Raw genomic sequence first — 17,490 nt, 5'->3', positions numbered from 1 at the left:
TTATGAAAAAAGCTGCAGTCATAGGTGCCGGCATAGGTGGTTTGGCTATTGCGCTGCGGCTCAAAAAACAGGGGTTTCATGTCACGGTTTTTGAGAAAAACGACTATAGCGGCGGTAAACTGCATGCCCTAGAACTAGATGGTTACCGGTTTGACCTAGGCCCCTCGTTATTCACGCTTCCCCATCTCGTTGATGAACTCCATCAACTTTTTACTGAAACACAAATCCCATTCAGTCACAAGAAAAAGAAAATATCGTTCAAATACTTTTGGGAGGACGGAACTCAATTTGCTGCGAGTACAGATCAAAACCAATTTATCGAAGGGGCTTCTAAAACCTTTTTAGAAAATCCATCTACCTTAAAAAAGTATCTAAATAGCAGTAAGTTAAAGTATGAACTTACTAAAGGCTTATTCCTAGAAAAATCACTGCATAAAATCAGCACCTATCTATCCAAGGATACTGTAAAGGCACTCATTCAAATGCCGTTTTTGGGAATCAACAACACTTTAAATCAAGAGAATTCTGTTTTTTCCAACCCAAAACTAACTCAGCTCTTCAATCGCTATGCGACGTATAACGGGTCTGATCCCTACGCTACGCCTGGCATCATGAGCATGATTCCGCATCTCGAGCTTGGATTGGGCACGTACTATCCAGCGGGCGGCATGCACAATATTTCTCAGTCGCTGTTCAAATTGGCTCAAGAAGTGGGTGTGGAATTCCGCTTTCGCGAAAGCGTAACAAAAATAAACCACCACAAAAGTAAAGTCACCGGAGTAACGACTGATCAAGACACCTTTGATGCTGAAATAGTCGTATCCAATATGGACATTTTCCCGACCTATAAAAAGCTGTTGAAAGATGTACCTGAACCCAAAAAGACACTCGAGCAGCCCAGATCGAGCAGCGCGCTGATTTTTTACTGGGGCGTGAAGAAGACGTTTCCAGAACTGGATCTGCACAACATTTTATTCAGCGAGAACTACCCGGCAGAATTTGAGTACATTTTTGATAAACGAGATCTTTATGAAGACCCCACGGTCTATATCAATATTACGAGCAAAGAAACTCAAAGCGATGCGCCGCAAGGTTGCGAGAACTGGTTTGTTATGATCAACGCACCCGGCAATTACGGTCAGGACTGGGACGATCTCGTCACAAAAAGCCGGAACAGAATTCTCGATAAGATCAAGAGTTGCCTGAACGTCGATATCTCAGATCTTATTGAAACAGAATACGTACTCACCCCACCGATGATTGAGGCAAATACGAGCAGCTATCGCGGTGCCCTCTACGGAGCTGCGAGCAACAATAAAATGGCTGCTTTTCTAAGACACCCCAACTTTAACAAGATCAAAAACCTATATCACGTGGGAGGCTCCGTGCATCCTGGCGGCGGTATTCCTTTGTGTTTATTGAGTGCTAAAATTACGAGTGATCTAATTGAGAAATCATGATCAAAAAAGCGGCTCTTATTTTTCTCTGGGTGGTGCATATTTCTGCGCTTATAGGAATTGCGCTGGGTCAGGCAGATTTCTTCTTGCCAAAGTCTCCGTTTACGCTCATTTATATAACGGTTCTATGCATCGGTTTGATACCAGTGCTATCGAGGAAATCTTTACTACTCTTCGCTTTATTTTTTACCACGGGATTTGTCGTGGAGTGGATAGGGGTGCATACAGGATTTCTTTTTGGTGAGTATTATTACGGAAAGAACTTTGGACCTAAAATCGATAAAATCCCAATTCTAATAGGAGCCAACTGGGCGGTTCTCACCACGGTTACGCATATAATCAGTCAAAAAGTCGCCTCAAACGTCTATCTCAAAGCAGCTCTGGGAGCAAGTCTCATGGTGCTACTGGATTTCTTTTTGGAGCAGGTTTGCGATTTTGCCGGTTTCTGGCATTTTGAGGGCGGTGCTGGCTGGTTTAACTACGTTTGCTGGTGGATCATTGCGTTTGTTTTACACATCGTCGCAGGGAGATACAAGCTCAAGGGAGATTTCACAAGCGCCCTTAATATTTATAGTGTTCAACTTGTTTTTGCAGCAGCTTTATGGTTCATCATTACGACATAGCGATCATAGGGCTGGGCTGTGCTGGGAGCCACATCGTTCACGAGCTGATCAATCAGAACGTGGAGAAGAAGATCGCTGTAATCGATCCTTGGAGCGATGAAAGGCCCGAAAAAGCTTGGAGTTTCTGGGAAAAAGGTGCTGGCAAATGGGATCATCTTGTGGAACAAACCTGGAGTAAAACTATCGTGCTCAAGAAAGGCCACGAGTTGAAGCTGGATCTAGAGCCGTATGTGTATAAAACTCTGGATAGTAAGAAATTTACCGCTTTCGCGAAAGCGAGATTAGAACAATCACCTCACATCACATTCATCAACGGGTCCGTAGAAACGGTTTCAAAACAGACCTCTAACAAACAGATTTCGCTTGAAAACGGTGAGACTCTCACGGCTGATCTCATACTCGATAGCCGTGTTCCAAAAGATTTTTACGAAGACAAAAAATCGATCAAAATCTTTCAACATTTCAAAGGAATCGTGATTAAGACAACTGGCGATCACTTTGATCCAGACGTGTGCACGATGATGGATTATACACTTATGGACGAGGGAACGTGCAGTTTTACTTATATCTTACCTTATTCAAAACGTTCAGCTCTCGTTGAGTTCACCTACTTCTCACACAAAGTTGTAACAGAATCAACCTACGATCATTTTCTCAAAAAGTACATCAAAGAGCATTTGAAAATTGAAGAATACCAAATTACCGATGTTGAGCAGGGCATTGTTCCCATGACCACTTATGATTTTAAGCAACACAATCATCCCGATCATTTTAGGATAGGAACCGCTGGCGGCTGGGTAAAACCTTCTACCGGGTACAGTTTTAAAATGAGCGAGAAAAAAGCAAGACAGCTGGTCGAGAATATTAGAGATGATCGCAAACTTGATCACGGGCTATTCAGCAAGAAAAGTCAATTGTACGATGCGACTTTGCTGGATGTTTTGGATAAAAACAATGGAAACGGCGACGAGGTTTTCTACAAGCTCTACAGCAGCAACAAGATGAAATATTTCTTCAGGTTTTTGGACGAGGAAACTACGTTTTTACAGGATCTCCGGATCATGTTCCCCATGACCTCCATGGCTTTTTTGAAGCCGTTTTTTGCTCATTTACCTAAAATCTTCGGGCGTAACCAGGGCTGACCAATTCCCTTGCATTTTATATGGCTGGAATCTACTGAACAATTCCTCGCTATACCATTGCAAGGCCTGTGTTTGCTGGATCGCCTGGCGGTGCTCGCGACCTTTGTAGGCAAATCTTTTGATACCTTCTTCGCTTTTCCACAAACTCATCGTAGCCATGTGGGTCACCGGCCACTCTCCCACTCCAGCGGTAAAAACAAGGTCGGGATCTTCATAAAGTCCTTTTTGAGAAGTGGGTACGTAATCCCAGAACTTTTTCAAAAACTTCAGCTTGATGCGTGCACGGGTAATCACAAATATCCAATCATTTTCAGCATCGAGCTCCTCACTTTTCTCAAACGGATTTTTACCCGCCCACAGACCGCGAGCCTTGCTGTTCCTCAAAAAAATAAGTTTGAATTGAGCGGCTTGCGATCTCATTTTCCTGTGAAAGCCATTGCTTTCAAAAAACGCTAAAGCATCCTTTTCCCTGTTCCAGACCTGCACGTGCATGTAGGTGCTCCAGTCTGGCTTTGGGTCAAAATTGCTTTTACCCACACCCATGACCTTAAAAAAATTCTGACCCGGAATATTCCTTAACCTGACATAACCCTCAGCCACCGCAAAAAATCCTTTCACGTTACCCCAGCGGGTGTCACTCTTAAAAACGGAAACGGTTGTGATTTGCTCTGACATCAATATCAAAGGTAAAGCCCAACTGAGGAAATATGAACCACATAGTTCTAATCTTAACCAGAAATTTGATTTTGCATTCCAAAGTAGATTTCAATCGTTAAATATGAGTCAAATACAGATCCCGCTTTCGCGAAAGCAAATTTATCCTGCTATATTTTACACATGAAAAATGCTGAGTCATCACCTGTGCCATCAAAGTCTCCAGACGCGGGAGAAAAACAAAATACCGCAAAAACCGATAAAAAAGAACAACCTTCATTCACCGAACGCTGGAAACACAGCAAATACTTATTTGTACGCGGTACATATATAGTCGCACACAGTATATGGACAGTTGTAATGGTGATAGGTATGGCTATCGCATGGTTGGTAGCAGTTTTAGCAACATGAAATTATCAAATTTTTCATGTAAGACGCTACACCTCTTTTCACTAGCCTGTATTTTTATGTATGGCTTTGTCTTACTGGCAAAGTATTTTGATCTTACTTATAATACTTTCATTCTATACCATTTGAACGATCTTATGATCGTGCCGATGGTTTTGACCCTTTCGCTAAATGCGGTTTGGATAGTAAAAAATGACCGTTCAATAAGATTAGGCTGGTTCAGCATTCTGAGCATATTCCTGATGTATTCTTTGATTTTTGAATACTACCTGCCGCAAACCATGAGTCGCTATACCGCAGATTGGTACGATGTGCTGTGTTATTTTATGGGAGCGATTATATTCTATTTTTTGCAAAAATTGCCGTGACTACCGTCAATTTGAATAAGATATTCCACCCTTGAGCTCATCCACAATGCTACCATCTCCCATTTTGAACTTCATTGGTAAAGTTATCTTCTGGTTATTTTTATCTAATAAATACATATTTAAATGCAAATGAGGCCCTGTACTCCAACCGGTGTTACCGCTATACCCTATTAGCTGGCCAGATTTCACGTTTTGACCAATTTTAACCTTTACACCATTTTTCTTAAGATGTAAGTATTCTGCAATGGTTCCATCGCTATGCAAAATTTTAATGTAGTTATTATACTTTGAGCATGATTGAGTTTTACAATTCTTACTATTTCGCCTCTCTAAATCTACGACCAGACCATCTCTTACCGCATAAATTTCAGTACCAACAGGCATAGTGAAGTCCCATGCATATTTGTCTTGATGAGAAAAATCACCATTTACTCCTTGATGTACCTTGAATGACCTTCCCTTTTTAAAAGGCAGTAGATACACGAAATCCTCATCATATTCCGAGTCCGTTAAATCGCCTAAATAAGTCAGCGTATCGTTTTTAAGAAATTTCGAGCCTTTTTTTGGATCAATTCTATCCATGCTAATAACTTCGAAATTCTTAGCCAGTGCCGGTACCACGACATAGCTACCATTAGGCTTATTTGGTTTTAAGTTTTTGAGCTTGTAATCGATAACAACCGTAATGGGTAAAAGATTGTTATTGTCAACAAGAGCTTTTGTACCCGAGTCTGTATTTTCCCATCTCCAAGAATAGTTTTCTTGCCATTTATCTTTGTTATTCTTTTGTGCTCGCGCTGGGTAACTCAAAAGAAGAATTAGAATTAGAGTAAGATAACGAGTGCGTTGTACTATTAGGCTGTTCATGGGTTTGATGGATTTAATGGTAAATCTAAATTGTAGTGGAAAATATGGTATTCAAATATGAATCTAAAAATAATATTCTTTTGTTTTCGGATACTACCTAACTCATGCCGTAAGTTGCCAAACCACAAATTGGTACGGCGAACTATATTATTTGGTTGGAGCAATTATATTTCTAGCTTTACAAAGGTTACTTTGAAGCTTCTAGCTTGCTTAATTCAATTAAATAAATCGATCTTAAATTTTCAATCTCAGTAATAGGCTGAACTCTTTTACGCAACTTTTTCCCAGTCCAGATTCCTCCTACATAAAAAGCTTCCAATTCATTAGAGTTGTCTGGTTGATAATCAGCACTGAGTTCTTTGAACGCAATAGTTTCTTGCATGTAATCAGCCACTAGTTTTATCCTCGTTGAATCAGCTTCCACAAGTTCTGAAAAATTTTTATTGTTTATTGCCTCAACGTCTCCTTCAATATCTTCATAACAACTTAAGGAGTAATACTTATCCGTTTTAACATTATGAATAAGTAGAATAGGAATATTTTGACCAGAAAGTCTCCGCCATCCGTTTATCAAAGAATCATTTTGATTATAGTGTCTGATTTGAACTAAATTCTTTTTTTCAGCGAGGAAGGGTTTATAGTATTTTTTTCTGTCTTGCATTGAGGTTTCGGCTTTTAGATTGCCGACACCAGTAACCATTTTGCCAATCATGGAACATGAAGAGAGACCACAAGACGCGAGCAGTAAAACAATCAATACTGATTGAAAGGGATTTGTAAGTTTGGATATCATAAGGTGAATGGGACTAGTTGATTTTTGAAACAATTTAAATATAAGTTCAAAATTAGGATTGTTAACTCTCAATTACTAAAAAAAGGACGGACTCAAGTCCGCCCTTACCGAAGAAACAAAAAAAAGCCGCTTTACTTATGTAAAACGGCTTTCTCTAAATTATCATTTAGCTATGCTAAGCAGCGTTCTCTTCTTTGATCTTGTTCAAAGCACTACCCTTATCGTACCAGGCAATTTGTGCATCGTTATACGTATGATTCACTTTAATGGTGTCCTTGCTACCATCTTTGTGAACGATCTCAATAGTTAATGGTTTATCTGGTGCAAACTGATCCAGATCTAAGAAGTTGAAGGTATCATCTTCTTGGATCAAGTCGTAATCTTCTTCATTAGCAAACGTAAGACCTAGCATTCCCTGCTTTTTCAAGTTGGTCTCGTGGATACGTGCAAAGGATTTCACGATCACCGCAACCACACCTAAAAATCTAGGTTCCATGGCCGCGTGCTCACGAGAAGAACCTTCACCGTAATTGTGATCTCCCACTACCACGGTAGGAACCCCAGCTGCCTTGTAAGCTCTTTGCGTTTTAGGAACCGCATCGTACTCCCCATCCATTTGGTTTTTAACCCAATTGGTTTTCTTATTGTACGCATTTACCGCTCCTATCAAACAGTTGTTTGAGATGTTGTCCAAGTGACCTCTATATCTTAACCAAGGTCCTGCCATGGAAATGTGGTCAGTCGTACATTTTCCGAAAGCTTTGATCAACAATTTAGCTCCCTTGATATCACGACCTATTGGTACAAATGGCTCTAATAATTCCAAACGTTCAGAATCTGGATCTACAATAACTTCTACATCACTTCCATCTTCCTTAGGCGCTAAATAACCGTCGTCTTTTACTTCAAAACCTTTAGGTGGCAATTCCCATCCTGTTGGTTCATCGAGCATTACTTCTTCTCCGTCCTCGTTGATCAACTTATCTGTGATCGGGTTAAAGTCTAGACGACCTGCTATGGCGATTGCAGCTGTCATTTCTGGAGAGGCTACAAAGGCGTGCGTGTTAGGGTTACCATCGGCACGTTTTGCAAAGTTTCTGTTGAAGGAATGAACAATACTATTTTTAGGTGCATTTTTAGGATCTTCATAACGCGCCCACTGACCGATACAAGGTCCACAGGCGTTAGTAAAGATTTTAGCATCCAGCTTCTCAAATATTCCCAAGATACCGTCGCGCTCAGTTGTGTAGCGCACTTTTTCTGAACCTGGATTGATACCAAATTCTGCTTTGGTCTTCAAACCTTTGTCAATCGCTTGTTGAGCAATACTACTAGCTCTGGAAAGGTCTTCATAAGAGGAGTTAGTACAAGAACCTATAAGCCCCCACTCTACTTTTAATGGCCAGTCATTCTTTTCGGCTTTAGGCCTCATAGTTCCAACTTCTGTCGCTAGATCAGGAGTAAATGGACCATTTAGGTGAGGCATTAATTTGTCAAGATCGATCTCGATTACTTGATCAAAATATTGCTCAGGATTTTCATAAACTTCAGCATCACCCGTAAGGTGTTCTTTGATCTCGTTTGCAGCATCTGCAATATCTTCACGGTCAGTTGCTCTAAGATAACGTTCCATGCTTTCATCATAACCAAATGTAGAAGTCGTAGCTCCTATCTCAGCTCCCATGTTACAAATGGTTCCTTTACCCGTACAGGAAAGGTTTTCAGCCCCAGGACCGAAGTATTCTACAATCGCTCCAGTACCACCTTTTACGGTTAAGATCTCTGCCACTTTAAGTATAACATCTTTTGGCGCAGTCCAACCAGACAGTTTACCCGTAAGTTTTACACCGATCAATTTTGGGAATTTAAGCTCCCAAGCCATACCCGCCATAACGTCTACCGCGTCAGCACCACCTACACCTATCGCAACCATACCTAGACCACCAGCGTTTACCGTATGAGAATCTGTACCGATCATCATACCACCTGGAAACGCATAGTTTTCAAGAACCACTTGATGAATAATTCCAGCTCCCGGCTTCCAGAAACCGATTCCGTATTTATTTGAAACCGACTCCAAAAAGTTGAATACCTCATTACTGGTATTCATGGCGTGCTGTAAGTCTTTATCAGCACCTTCTTTTGCTTGGATCAAGTGGTCACAGTGTACCGTGGTAGGCACGGCAACTTTATCTTTACCCGCTTGCATAAATTGCAAAAGCGCCATTTGTGCCGTTGCATCCTGACATGCGATACGATCTGGAGCAAAGTCTACGTAGTCCTTACCTCGTGTAAAAGCTTTACTCGTTTTCCCTTCCCAAAGGTGGGAATACAAAATCTTTTCAGAAAGTGTAAGCGGTTTGCCAGTAAGCTCGCGTGCTTTTGCTATGCGGGCAGGCATCTCTGCATACACCTTTTTAATCATATCAATATCAAATGCCATATTTCTTATTTTTTAAGGATAACAAATTTACAAAAACAGCCTCATTTTTGAAAATCTACAACGATATAGTGAAAGAGCTGCAGTATTCTAATCAGTTTACTATTTTCAATAGAATAATTCTAACAAATCATTAGAAATAACGCTAATTATTTCGTTTGTTCGCAATTTGAAATAATTCTAAATAGACTGATTTAGGGTACGCTTTCGCGAAAGCGAGATCATTTTAATCATCACCCCACAGTTACAAGCTTGATTAATGATAGGTCTTAGGCAGCTACAGAATTTCCTGAATGATCTTTTCCTCCGTAAAACCTTCGGCCTGACCTTTATAGTTCAAGATGATTCTATGACGCAAGATACCGGTTGCAACCGCTTTGATATTCTCAATATCTGGACTGTACTTTCCATTTACGGCAGCATGTGCCTTTGCAGCAAGCACAAGATTCTGTGAAGCTCGAGGTCCGGCTCCCCAATCGATATATTCTTTTATCAATTCAGGAGCGTTTGCAGCATTGGGACGTGTCTTGCCTACAAGACCTACAGCATATTCAATCACGTTATCAGCCACGGGAATGCGTCTGATCAACTGCTGAATATCTACGATCTCTTGGGCGTTAAAAAGTGCATTCACAGAAGGTTTGTGGTCAGAAGTCGTACTTTTTACCACCTCAACTTCTTCCTTATAGCTGGGGTATTCTAATTTAATCGCAAACATGAAACGGTCCAGTTGCGCTTCGGGCAAGGGATAGGTTCCTTCTTGCTCGATAGGGTTTTGCGTTGCCAGAACGAAATATGGTGCGGCAAGCTTATAATTATGTCCCGCAACGGTAACGCTCTTCTCCTGCATCGCTTCTAAGAGCGCCGCTTGGGTTTTGGGCGGCGTTCTGTTGATCTCATCGGCAAGGATAATGTTTGAGAAAATGGGACCTTTGAGAAATTTGAAAGTACGGTTCTCGTCTAGAATCTCACTCCCCAAAATATCACTAGGCATCAAATCTGGAGTAAACTGGATTCTTTTGAAGTCAAGTCCCAAAGCCTGTGAAATGGTATTCACCATCAAGGTTTTGGCTAATCCCGGTACTCCTACCAGCAACGAGTGCCCTCCAGAGAAAATCGAGATCAGAATCTGATCGATGACCTCTTCTTGTCCTATAATGACTTTGGCAATTTCTTGCTTGAGTTGTTTGTTTTTTTGAACCAGCCGGTCGATAGCGTTTACGTCTGACATAAGAGATAATTATTTCGTCCAGTTACTGGTAAAGTCACAATCCTTGAAGTCCGGACCGATTTTGATATAAGTATCTTTGAGCTTTTCATTACGCCATTTCTGGATGGCTTCAATCTTTTTAGCGTTCAAAGCAAGGTTCTTGATCTTCAAATAATCCAGCTGGTAGTCAGCAATGTGGTCTTTTATCTTATCTTCTACGTAAATAATTTTGAAGATGGTTTTATCAGAGTCTCGAGGATCGCGTTCTTGAAAGATTCCGCTTACATCGCCTTTTTCAAGAAATTGAAGTTGGGAAGCAAGCTCGGAAGGTAATTTATCCACTTCAAGGCGAACGTCTCCAGTTCTAGGATTGATGAACTTCCCTCCGTTTTGGGCTGTTTCTTCTTCATCAGAGATTTGTTTTGCAGCTTCTGCAAATTCAATCTCACCCATGATGATCTTGTCACGCATCTCATCAAGTTTTTTGCGAGCTTTATTAGTTTGTGCTGTTGAAATAAAAGGTTTCAGCAAAATGTGACGTACATCTCTTACCTGCCCACGTACTTTATCTACCATTAAAATATGCCAGCCAAATTGAGTCTCAAAAGGCTCGCTGATTTCACCTTCCTGTAAACTGAAAGCTAGATCCTTAAACTCCTTTACAAAAGGGTCATTACGCCTCATGGTTAAAATCCCACCTTGACGTTCTGTGGCAATATCATCGGAATGTAATGTAGCCAGCGCTGCAAAGTTGGATCCATTCTCCAAGACATCTTTTCTATACCCTCTCAATCGCTCAATGACATCATTAATAGCCTGCTCTGTAGGCTCTGGTACTACGATAATTTGAGACATCTCCACCTCAGTATTGAACAAGGGGCGCTCATTTTCTGGTATCTCACTGAAAAACTGACGTACTTCCTCTGGCGTAATTTCAATTTCTTCAGTCAGTCTTTGTTGCATGCGCTGTGAAAGAAGTAAATCTCGGTTGATTTGATTCAATTCATCACGTACTTGCTGAATGCTCTCTCTACGGTACAGCCTAGCAATCGCTTCGTCAGTTCCCAGTTCTGCTTTCCATTGTGATAATAGTTGCTCGGTTCTACCCTCTACTTCAGCGTCACTTATGGTGATACTATCCTGAATGGCATGGTGCGCATACATTTTTTCTTGAATGATGCTCTCTATAAGCTCACATTTTGAGAGCTGCACATCATTACCTCCTCGTTTCATGGTTTCGACCTGCTTAGTAATATCAGAATCAAGCACCACATAATCACCCACTACACTTGCTACGCCATCAATCATAAAACGTGTGTTTTGAATTTGAGGTTTGATCGTGTCCTTTTTGATGAGAGAGGCGATCACCTCATTTTTTACTTTTTGATCCTCGGCTTCAGTATCCGTATTCTGAGCTGAGGCAAAACCGCAAGCAAAAAGCATTGCAGCCATCATGAATATCTTATTCATATAATCTGTTTTTTACGCGCACTTTGGCGTCTTGTAATAAATCTTTTTCCAATTCTTTTTTGAACTCCAACTTCTTTCGGTTCAATATTATCTGACGTATGGAAGGCTCTATAAAAGACAAAGGAGCGATTGCTCCTCGTTCCAAAACGTCACTAACATACATCATATAAATTCCCGTACTGTCCTTAAATTGAGAAAACTTCTTTCTGACGATGTAGTCTTGTTCATTTGATGCATTGATAGGATCTATCTTTTCAAAAACCGTGCTCTTTTTTAACCACAGGCTATCGTTTAAGATATAGTCCTTGAAAGCCAGTTTTAAGCTGTCTAATTGTACACGGGAGATACTGTCCCGCTTTGAAAGCATTTTTTTGAGATCTGATAAATCTCCATAAACTGGATCCACTTTCACATATATCAGTTGCATCAGATCCTCGTTCAATCGGAACTCCTCACTTTTATCAGAATAATACTGCTTTATAGAAGCTTTTGAAATACTGGTATCCAGATTCTGAATCGTCAACTCCTTCAAATACTCTTGTGTATATAACTCTATCTTATATCGATCTACGAGTTCGTCAATCTGTTCCTGCCTCTCTTCTGGAATATTGTTGAGCGCGTTTTCGTATAACGCTGTATTCAACATCCAGTTTTTGACATAGCTATCGACTATACGCAAGCTGTCTTCTTTAGTGTAGTTTTCTGGAAGTAGTTGAAGGATATCTGACTTGAGAAGGTAATACCCATCTAACTCTAGAGCCCCAGGCACTTCCTCTTTGTTTTCAAAGAGGTGACAGGAGTGCATACTGCAAATGACAGCAAGTAAGAATAGGTATTTAGTCAGTTTTTGCAGCAAGTTCCTTTTTTACTTTTTTAAGCGTGCGTTTATTGATTTTAATGTCGTGACCTTCTTTTAAAGAAGACTCCCACTCTTTCTCTAGCACTTGTTGGTAATCATTGATCACTGCTCCTATTGCCTCGTCAAAAGTTTTTATGCTAGGCTCCATGATTTCATTTACCATAATGACTTTATAAAAACTATCCTCCTTCTCGTGATAGATTTTTGACACTCCCGTTTTAATTTCAAAATCTTCTGGCAGTCTGCTGTAGTCTTCTTCTACGGTCCCAGAAGATATTATTGTTTTAGTTCTGCCATCAAGATTTATTTGAGCCTTTATGCTATCTATCTCAACGCCTTTCCTCAAGAGTTCTTGTACTTGCTCAGCGGTTTCCTTGGAAGTATTCTGAGTCAGAATGATATCTATTCTTCTTTTCCATTGATACCTCTCCTTGTTAGACTCATAATATTTTTTCAAAGCTACGGTGTCCTCTTTTGCCTTGCCCCATATTTTTTTCTCCATCAGGTTGAACAACAAAATCCCTTCTTTGAATTCGCTATAGATAAAAGCAAAATCTTTGTTGTCACGCTCTAGGTTCTCGTCATAATAGTTGATAAAAGAGGTTTCCACAAAAGCATCCAGCAAACTTTCTACCTTCTCTCTTTTATTATCGTATTGCTGAAAGTCTTTTTTCTGACGCTCTTCTACAAATTGATAAAAATCTTTAACAGTGTAAGATTTGTTTTGTATTGAGAACAACTGCTTCTGAGCATGCTCAGGCAAAGGCTTGTATTTCCAAGAACGTTGCATGATACTGTCTCCTACCGTTTGCAGCATTTCCCCATCTACCTTCACATCAACTTTTGCATTGTATCGATCTTGAAGTTTTTTGATAAAGGACTGGGTAATTTTACGCGCTCTAGGTGACTTAGTGATTTGCTGGCGCAGTTGTTTTTCTTGTTGCTCAAAGGACTTTGGGGGGTGTTTTTCTAAAAGCTTTATGATGTGCCAGCCGTATTTTGATTTTATAGGCTCCGTATAGCTACCTATTTCGTCCATTTCCAAGGCTGCATCTACAAAAATAGGAGAGTTCAAACCACCCGAACCGAATCGCTGCAGCTTCCCTCCGTCTTTTGCCGTTCTCAAATCATCTGAAAACTCTCGGGCCATTTCTTCAAATGATTTACCGTCTTCAAGTTGCTTGTAGATGTCCCTGATACGTGTCTCTGCAGTTTTGGTACTGTCTGCTGGTCGATCAAAGGTCATGATGTGAGCCACGGTCACTTCACCTCTCGACTTGCGACGATCGTTGACTTTAAGGATATGATAACCAAAATCAGTTCTAAAAGGATCCGTATACTCACCTACTTCCGTTTCGTAAGCGGCGTCCTCAAACTGGTACACCATCCTGAACGGTCCGAACCAACCTAACTCACCTGCATTTCCAGCACTAGGCCCTTCACTCTTCTCGCGAGCGACCTTTGCAAAATCTGCACCGGCGTCCAGTTCTTTTTTGATATCAAGAATCTTCTTGTAGGCTTCAAGAGTATCTGCAGGTTCAGCTCCTCTACCTACCTGTACCAGAATATGACTTGCATTGACTTCTTCCAGCGAGCGATCGTAAACTTCACGTACAAGTTGATCAGTAACTTCTGTATCTGTCAAATAGCTTTGTGATAGGCTACTGCGGTAATTTTTGAGTTCTTTTTGGTATTCCTCATCGTCTTGCAGGTTCATATCATAAGCCTGCTGAAGTTTGAGACGGTATTTGACGTACAAGTCCAGGTAGTTATCCACGTCTTTTTGAGACTCATCCTGAACGATGTCTAGGTTTTTGAGGTATACCTTCATAAAGGTCCCGGCATCATAATCCTTACCGTCGATGGTTAACAGTGTTCTGTCTTCCAAATCCTGAGCTGTTGTAAAAAAGCTCGCAAGAAAAATTAATACTCCTGTAACAGCATTTAAGCTCTTCATACATCATATTTTAAGGCGTGCAAAAATAGAGAATTGAGCACCTGTTTCAAAACGCATACTCTTACGACTTATTTTAATATATAGATAAATATGAAACCTAACCGATGATAGAAAGCAATCAAGAAATTATCGTCGAGCTTCCCATTGACAAAGTCATGGAGTTATTCCAGAAACAAGAGTATTTCAAAGAGTGGCAAAAAGGCTTAGTGAGTTTCAAGAACATTACGCCACTAATAGGTCAAGTGGGTAGCAAAAGAGAGATGAAAATTAAGCTCGCAGGCACCAGCATCACTATGGAAGAGGAAATTCTCAAAACAGATCTGCCTCACGCCTGGGAAGCTGTCTATAGGTCAAAAGGTGTTAGGAATTTTCAGTATAACCGCTTTCGCGAAAGCGAGATCACTACAAGCACCTCAACAAAAAAAGTCACTATCTGGAACAGTCGTAGTATTTTTAAATTTACAGGTTTCATGCGCCTGATTGCGCGTTCAAAACCCGATCTTTTTCAAAAACAGACCATAAGCTTCATGAAAGATTTTAAGACCTTTGCCGAAAACCACACAGATCGATCAGAATGAGGAAGCTAAAATTGATATGGGATTTTAAGGGACCTGATGGTAAGAAAACAGCAGAGCACCACTTGATCCATTTAAAGGAATACGTTGAGCGAAAGGATTTTGATTTTATCGCATCTGGCGTGGAGGCGGTTAGTGAGAATCACCACCTTGCGTTTGTAGCGGTCGAGGAAGCAAACATGATCGAAGTGCGGGACGACTTACGACCCCACCGAGGTCAATTATGGACAAAAACCGACTGATATGGAGACACACCAGCTTTTTGAATCGGCCTTAGACTCCAAATACATTCTTCACGGCAACCAGCTCAAAGATCGATACAGTCACATCTGGCGTATGGATGAGCCTTTAAAAGCCAGCTGTTTACTTTTACCTACTTCAACACAGGAAGTCAGTGCCATTCTCAAAATATGCAACGATAACAAACTGAATGTGGTTACTCACGGTGGGCTCACAAATCTTGTGGGCAGTACAAGGAGTGAAAACCAAGATGTGATTCTCAGTTTAGAGCGTATGAATCGCATTATCGAGATCAATGAAAATACGCGCACAGCAACGGTTGAAGCCGGAGTCATACTGGAGAATCTACATAATGCTGCTGAGGATCTCAGTCTCCAGTTCCCACTCAACTTTGGGGCAAAAGGTAGCGCTCAAATAGGCGGAATAATCAGCACAAACGCCGGCGGACTGCGTGTGCTTAAATACGGAATGACACGCCAACTGGTATTGGGATTAGAATACGTTCTAGCCGATGGAACGATAATCTCTTCACTCAAAACGATCATTAAAGATAACAGCGGTTATGACCTCAAACAACTGATGATAGGAAGCGAGGGAACATTGGGTGTTATTACCAAAGCCGTTTTAAAACTTGTGGAAAAACCTACATCAAGACAAGCCGCCATCGCCGGACTGAGCGATTACGTCAACGTCATGAAACTACTCAAGAAAGCTGACGCCCACTTGTCGGGAAAGCTGAGTGGCTTTGAACTGATGTGGAACAATACGTTTAAACAACTTACCGCTGCGGGAGCTCATGTAAGGCCACCTCTTGAACTGGATCATAAATTTTACGTACTCTTAGAATCACAAGGCAATGATGATCAAACCGATCGGCGGGAGCTGGAAAAACTTCTTGAAAACATGCTTATCGAGGAAATTGTAGATGATGCGGTAGTTGCATCTAGCCTCTCAGAAGTGGAGCATTTTTTCAGAATACGGGAAGATGTGAGCAACCTCACGGATCACATGAAATACGATCAGCATTTTGACATCTCTTTGCCTATTCCCGCGATTGATGATTATATCGCAACTTGCTATAAACGTCTTGAAAAGTTAGATCAGGTGGATGAAGTTTATGCCTTCGGTCATGTTGCTGATGGGAATATTCATCTTATGATTGGAAAGCAAAACGATAGCATGGAACTTAAAGTGGAGATTGATCAAATAGTTTATGAAGGCTTGACCGATTTAAATGGATCAGTAAGCGCTGAGCATGGCATAGGTGTGGATAAGCGGGACTACCTCAACATAAGCAACACAACTGAAGAAATAGAATTGATGAAACTGCTTAAGAAAACATTTGACCCCAACTCGATATTGAATCGAGGGAAGATATTTGAGCTATGAATAGATTAAGTGCGATTCTCAATCTCACTGAGTAATTTTTCCCATTCCAATTTGACGGCATCCCAGCTATATTTTTCAACCTCTTTGCGAGCGTTGATGGATAAGGCTTTAGACAGTTCTGGTTGCTCGATAAGATCAATAATTTTTTCAGTCATTGCCTTAACATCACCATCGTTTACTAATAATGCAGTCTTTCCATCTTCGAGCATATAGGTCAATCCGCCTACGTCTGTAGAAACCACTGGTAAACCTAGCGCCATGACTTCCAAAACGCTTATGGGTACGTTATCAAAATGCGTAGTATTTATAAAAATATCAAACTCTTCACTGCGAGCTCGCCATTCTTCTTTAGACAAACGTCCAGTGAACTCTATTTCAAGACCGTAGTTCTTTGCAAGATCTTTAGTTTGCTGAAGTGACCCATCTTTGTCTGGTCCAATCATGCAAAGCTGGGCATCAGAAAATCGTGACTGGATATTTTTAAAAACCTCAACAGCCATTAATGGATTGTAGATTCTAGAGAAAGACCGTACCCAGAGGAGTTTTGGTTTAACGGCATCTCTTAGTTTAAAATCATAATCTGTCAGCTCGATGGTATTCTTAATCACCCTCAAGTTCTTGTAACCTAAATCAGACAGGTTTTTCTTCAAATATGGGCTAGGACAAATAGCGCTATGAGCATTGTTGATCAAAAAACTGAAGGTCTTTCTCGATTTTTTTGCTCTTGCCGGCAAGTTTCCGCCATGCAAGATTGGGATGTAAGGAATATCAAATCGCACGCACAATCGAGCGACCGCAATCGCATACCAGTAATTCAACGTGCTGTAGGTATCGATGAGTACAAGGTCTGTTTGATCTCGCTTTCGCGAAAGCGTAACCAGCATATCCAAAAATCTCTGACCTTTATTCTTTTTATCGCTGGCGTACGAAACTTGGTGGCCTGAACTTTCCAATAGTGGTCCCAGTGTCTCAATGTAGCTGATGTTACCACCATGCACGTTAAGTTTATTTCCTATATAGAGAATTTTGAGGGCCATA

General features: G+C 40.9%; 17 protein-coding genes. 8 read left to right on the top strand and 9 right to left on the bottom strand.

The window, feature by feature from the left end; all coding sequences use genetic code 11:
- Positions 1 to 2: 2 nt before the first annotated feature.
- Genes crtD through BST97_RS00265 form a run of 3 tightly spaced genes read left to right on the top strand, consistent with a single transcriptional unit; the run spans position 3 to position 3,222 of the window.
- Positions 3 to 1,460 carry a 1-hydroxycarotenoid 3,4-desaturase CrtD gene (gene crtD / locus BST97_RS00275; RefSeq protein ID WP_085765365.1) on the top strand — a complete coding sequence of 486 codons (1,458 nt, stop codon included), beginning with the start codon at positions 3 to 5 and terminating at the stop codon, positions 1,458 to 1,460.
- A complete protein-coding gene (locus tag BST97_RS00270) occupies positions 1,457 to 2,080 on the top strand; it encodes a carotenoid biosynthesis protein (protein WP_085765364.1) in 624 nt (207 codons plus the stop codon). The genes crtD and BST97_RS00270 overlap by 4 nt, the downstream gene beginning before the upstream one ends.
- Positions 2,059 to 3,222: a lycopene cyclase family protein gene (locus BST97_RS00265; RefSeq protein ID WP_085765363.1), complete on the top strand. Its 1,164-nt coding sequence runs from the start codon at positions 2,059 to 2,061 to the stop codon at positions 3,220 to 3,222. The genes BST97_RS00270 and BST97_RS00265 overlap by 22 nt, the downstream gene beginning before the upstream one ends.
- Here the strand turns inward: BST97_RS00265 and BST97_RS00260 are convergent.
- Positions 3,190 to 3,897: a hypothetical protein gene (locus tag BST97_RS00260; protein ID WP_085765362.1), complete on the bottom strand. Its 708-nt coding sequence runs from the start codon at positions 3,895 to 3,897 to the stop codon at positions 3,190 to 3,192. The genes BST97_RS00265 and BST97_RS00260 overlap by 33 nt on opposite strands.
- 162 nt (positions 3,898 to 4,059) lie before the next feature.
- Here BST97_RS00260 and BST97_RS00255 point away from each other — a divergent pair, with 162 nt between their 5' ends.
- Together BST97_RS00255 and BST97_RS00250 are read left to right on the top strand one after the other, a co-directional pair.
- The gene (locus tag BST97_RS00255) at positions 4,060 to 4,287 is read left to right on the top strand and encodes a hypothetical protein (RefSeq protein WP_085765361.1); all 228 of its coding nucleotides are present in this window, start codon (positions 4,060 to 4,062) and stop codon (positions 4,285 to 4,287) included.
- Entirely contained in the window at positions 4,284 to 4,652 is a 369-nt protein-coding gene (locus tag BST97_RS00250; RefSeq protein WP_157111361.1) for a hypothetical protein, read from the top strand. Before BST97_RS00255 ends, BST97_RS00250 begins: the two co-directional genes overlap by 4 nt.
- Positions 4,653 to 4,658: 6 nt before the next feature.
- On the opposite strand, the gene BST97_RS16020 is transcribed toward BST97_RS00250, so the two are convergent.
- The 7 genes from BST97_RS16020 to BST97_RS00215 all read right to left on the bottom strand — a co-directional run bounded on the left by BST97_RS16020 (position 4,659) and on the right by BST97_RS00215 (position 14,248).
- Complete coding sequence (locus BST97_RS16020) at positions 4,659 to 5,519, bottom strand: M23 family metallopeptidase (protein ID WP_085765359.1); 861 nt, start codon at positions 5,517 to 5,519, stop codon at positions 4,659 to 4,661.
- 187 nt (positions 5,520 to 5,706) lie between these two features.
- Positions 5,707 to 6,231, bottom strand: coding sequence for a hypothetical protein (locus BST97_RS00240; RefSeq protein ID WP_085765358.1), 525 nt, complete (start codon positions 6,229 to 6,231; stop codon positions 5,707 to 5,709).
- 256 nt (positions 6,232 to 6,487) lie between these two features.
- Positions 6,488 to 8,755, bottom strand: a complete 2,268-nt coding sequence (locus tag BST97_RS00235) for an aconitate hydratase (protein ID WP_085765357.1) — start codon at positions 8,753 to 8,755, stop codon at positions 6,488 to 6,490.
- A gap of 274 nt (positions 8,756 to 9,029) precedes the next feature.
- A complete protein-coding gene (locus BST97_RS00230; protein ID WP_085765356.1) occupies positions 9,030 to 9,983 on the bottom strand; it encodes an AAA family ATPase in 954 nt (317 codons plus the stop codon).
- A gap of 9 nt (positions 9,984 to 9,992) precedes the next feature.
- Positions 9,993 to 11,432: a peptidylprolyl isomerase gene (locus tag BST97_RS00225; RefSeq protein WP_157111360.1), complete on the bottom strand. Its 1,440-nt coding sequence runs from the start codon at positions 11,430 to 11,432 to the stop codon at positions 9,993 to 9,995.
- A complete protein-coding gene (locus BST97_RS00220; RefSeq protein ID WP_157111359.1) occupies positions 11,425 to 12,288 on the bottom strand; it encodes a hypothetical protein in 864 nt (287 codons plus the stop codon). Before BST97_RS00220 ends, BST97_RS00225 begins: the two co-directional genes overlap by 8 nt.
- The gene (locus BST97_RS00215) at positions 12,269 to 14,248 is read right to left on the bottom strand and encodes a peptidylprolyl isomerase (protein ID WP_085765354.1); all 1,980 of its coding nucleotides are present in this window, start codon (positions 14,246 to 14,248) and stop codon (positions 12,269 to 12,271) included. Before BST97_RS00215 ends, BST97_RS00220 begins: the two co-directional genes overlap by 20 nt.
- Positions 14,249 to 14,352: 104 nt before the next feature.
- On the opposite strand from BST97_RS00215, the gene BST97_RS00210 reads away from it, so the two are divergent.
- Genes BST97_RS00210 through BST97_RS00200 form a run of 3 tightly spaced genes read left to right on the top strand, consistent with a single transcriptional unit; the run spans position 14,353 to position 16,452 of the window.
- The gene (locus BST97_RS00210; RefSeq protein ID WP_085765353.1) at positions 14,353 to 14,826 is read left to right on the top strand and encodes an SRPBCC family protein; all 474 of its coding nucleotides are present in this window, start codon (positions 14,353 to 14,355) and stop codon (positions 14,824 to 14,826) included.
- Positions 14,823 to 15,065 (top strand): hypothetical protein, encoded by a 243-nt coding sequence (locus BST97_RS00205; RefSeq protein ID WP_085765352.1) that lies wholly within the window; start codon positions 14,823 to 14,825, stop codon positions 15,063 to 15,065. The genes BST97_RS00210 and BST97_RS00205 overlap by 4 nt, the downstream gene beginning before the upstream one ends.
- Before the next feature lies 1 nt (position 15,066).
- Complete coding sequence (locus tag BST97_RS00200) at positions 15,067 to 16,452, top strand: FAD-binding oxidoreductase (RefSeq protein ID WP_085765351.1); 1,386 nt, start codon at positions 15,067 to 15,069, stop codon at positions 16,450 to 16,452.
- A gap of 5 nt (positions 16,453 to 16,457) precedes the next feature.
- Here BST97_RS00200 and BST97_RS00195 read toward each other — a convergent pair whose 3' ends face one another.
- On the bottom strand, positions 16,458 to 17,489 hold the full coding sequence (locus BST97_RS00195; RefSeq protein ID WP_085765350.1) for a glycosyltransferase family 4 protein: 1,032 nt from the start codon (positions 17,487 to 17,489) through the stop codon (positions 16,458 to 16,460).
- Position 17,490 lies beyond the last annotated feature (1 nt).

This window comes from Nonlabens spongiae (assembly GCF_002117125.1).
In the GTDB taxonomy this organism is placed as follows: Bacteria; Bacteroidota; Bacteroidia; order Flavobacteriales; family Flavobacteriaceae; genus Nonlabens; species Nonlabens spongiae.
The sequence above is the reverse complement of the archived record's forward strand: the minus strand, read 5'-3'. Positions and strand labels throughout refer to the sequence as shown.

Bases quoted from the DNA above. Each gene is read 5' to 3' on its own strand.
- BST97_RS00210 (WP_085765353.1), top strand. From the start codon at position 14,353: ATGATAGAAAGCAATCAAGAAATTATCGTCGAGCTTCCCATTGACAAA.
- BST97_RS00230 (WP_085765356.1), bottom strand. From the start codon at position 9,983: ATGTCAGACGTAAACGCTATCGACCGGCTGGTTCAAAAAAACAAACAA.
- BST97_RS00255 (WP_085765361.1), top strand. From the start codon at position 4,060: ATGAAAAATGCTGAGTCATCACCTGTGCCATCAAAGTCTCCAGACGCG.
- BST97_RS00215 (WP_085765354.1), bottom strand. From the start codon at position 14,248: ATGAAGAGCTTAAATGCTGTTACAGGAGTATTAATTTTTCTTGCGAGC.
- BST97_RS00270 (WP_085765364.1), top strand. From the start codon at position 1,457: ATGATCAAAAAAGCGGCTCTTATTTTTCTCTGGGTGGTGCATATTTCT.
- BST97_RS00200 (WP_085765351.1), top strand. From the start codon at position 15,067: ATGGAGACACACCAGCTTTTTGAATCGGCCTTAGACTCCAAATACATT.
- BST97_RS00240 (WP_085765358.1), bottom strand. From the start codon at position 6,231: ATGATTGGCAAAATGGTTACTGGTGTCGGCAATCTAAAAGCCGAAACC.
- BST97_RS00205 (WP_085765352.1), top strand. From the start codon at position 14,823: ATGAGGAAGCTAAAATTGATATGGGATTTTAAGGGACCTGATGGTAAG.
- BST97_RS00250 (WP_157111361.1), top strand. From the start codon at position 4,284: ATGAAATTATCAAATTTTTCATGTAAGACGCTACACCTCTTTTCACTA.
- BST97_RS16020 (WP_085765359.1), bottom strand. From the start codon at position 5,519: ATGAACAGCCTAATAGTACAACGCACTCGTTATCTTACTCTAATTCTA.
- BST97_RS00265 (WP_085765363.1), top strand. From the start codon at position 2,059: ATGGTTCATCATTACGACATAGCGATCATAGGGCTGGGCTGTGCTGGG.
- BST97_RS00225 (WP_157111360.1), bottom strand. From the start codon at position 11,432: ATGAATAAGATATTCATGATGGCTGCAATGCTTTTTGCTTGCGGTTTT.
- crtD (WP_085765365.1), top strand. From the start codon at position 3: ATGAAAAAAGCTGCAGTCATAGGTGCCGGCATAGGTGGTTTGGCTATT.
- BST97_RS00260 (WP_085765362.1), bottom strand. From the start codon at position 3,897: ATGTCAGAGCAAATCACAACCGTTTCCGTTTTTAAGAGTGACACCCGC.
- BST97_RS00235 (WP_085765357.1), bottom strand. From the start codon at position 8,755: ATGGCATTTGATATTGATATGATTAAAAAGGTGTATGCAGAGATGCCT.
- BST97_RS00195 (WP_085765350.1), bottom strand. From the start codon at position 17,489: ATGGCCCTCAAAATTCTCTATATAGGAAATAAACTTAACGTGCATGGT.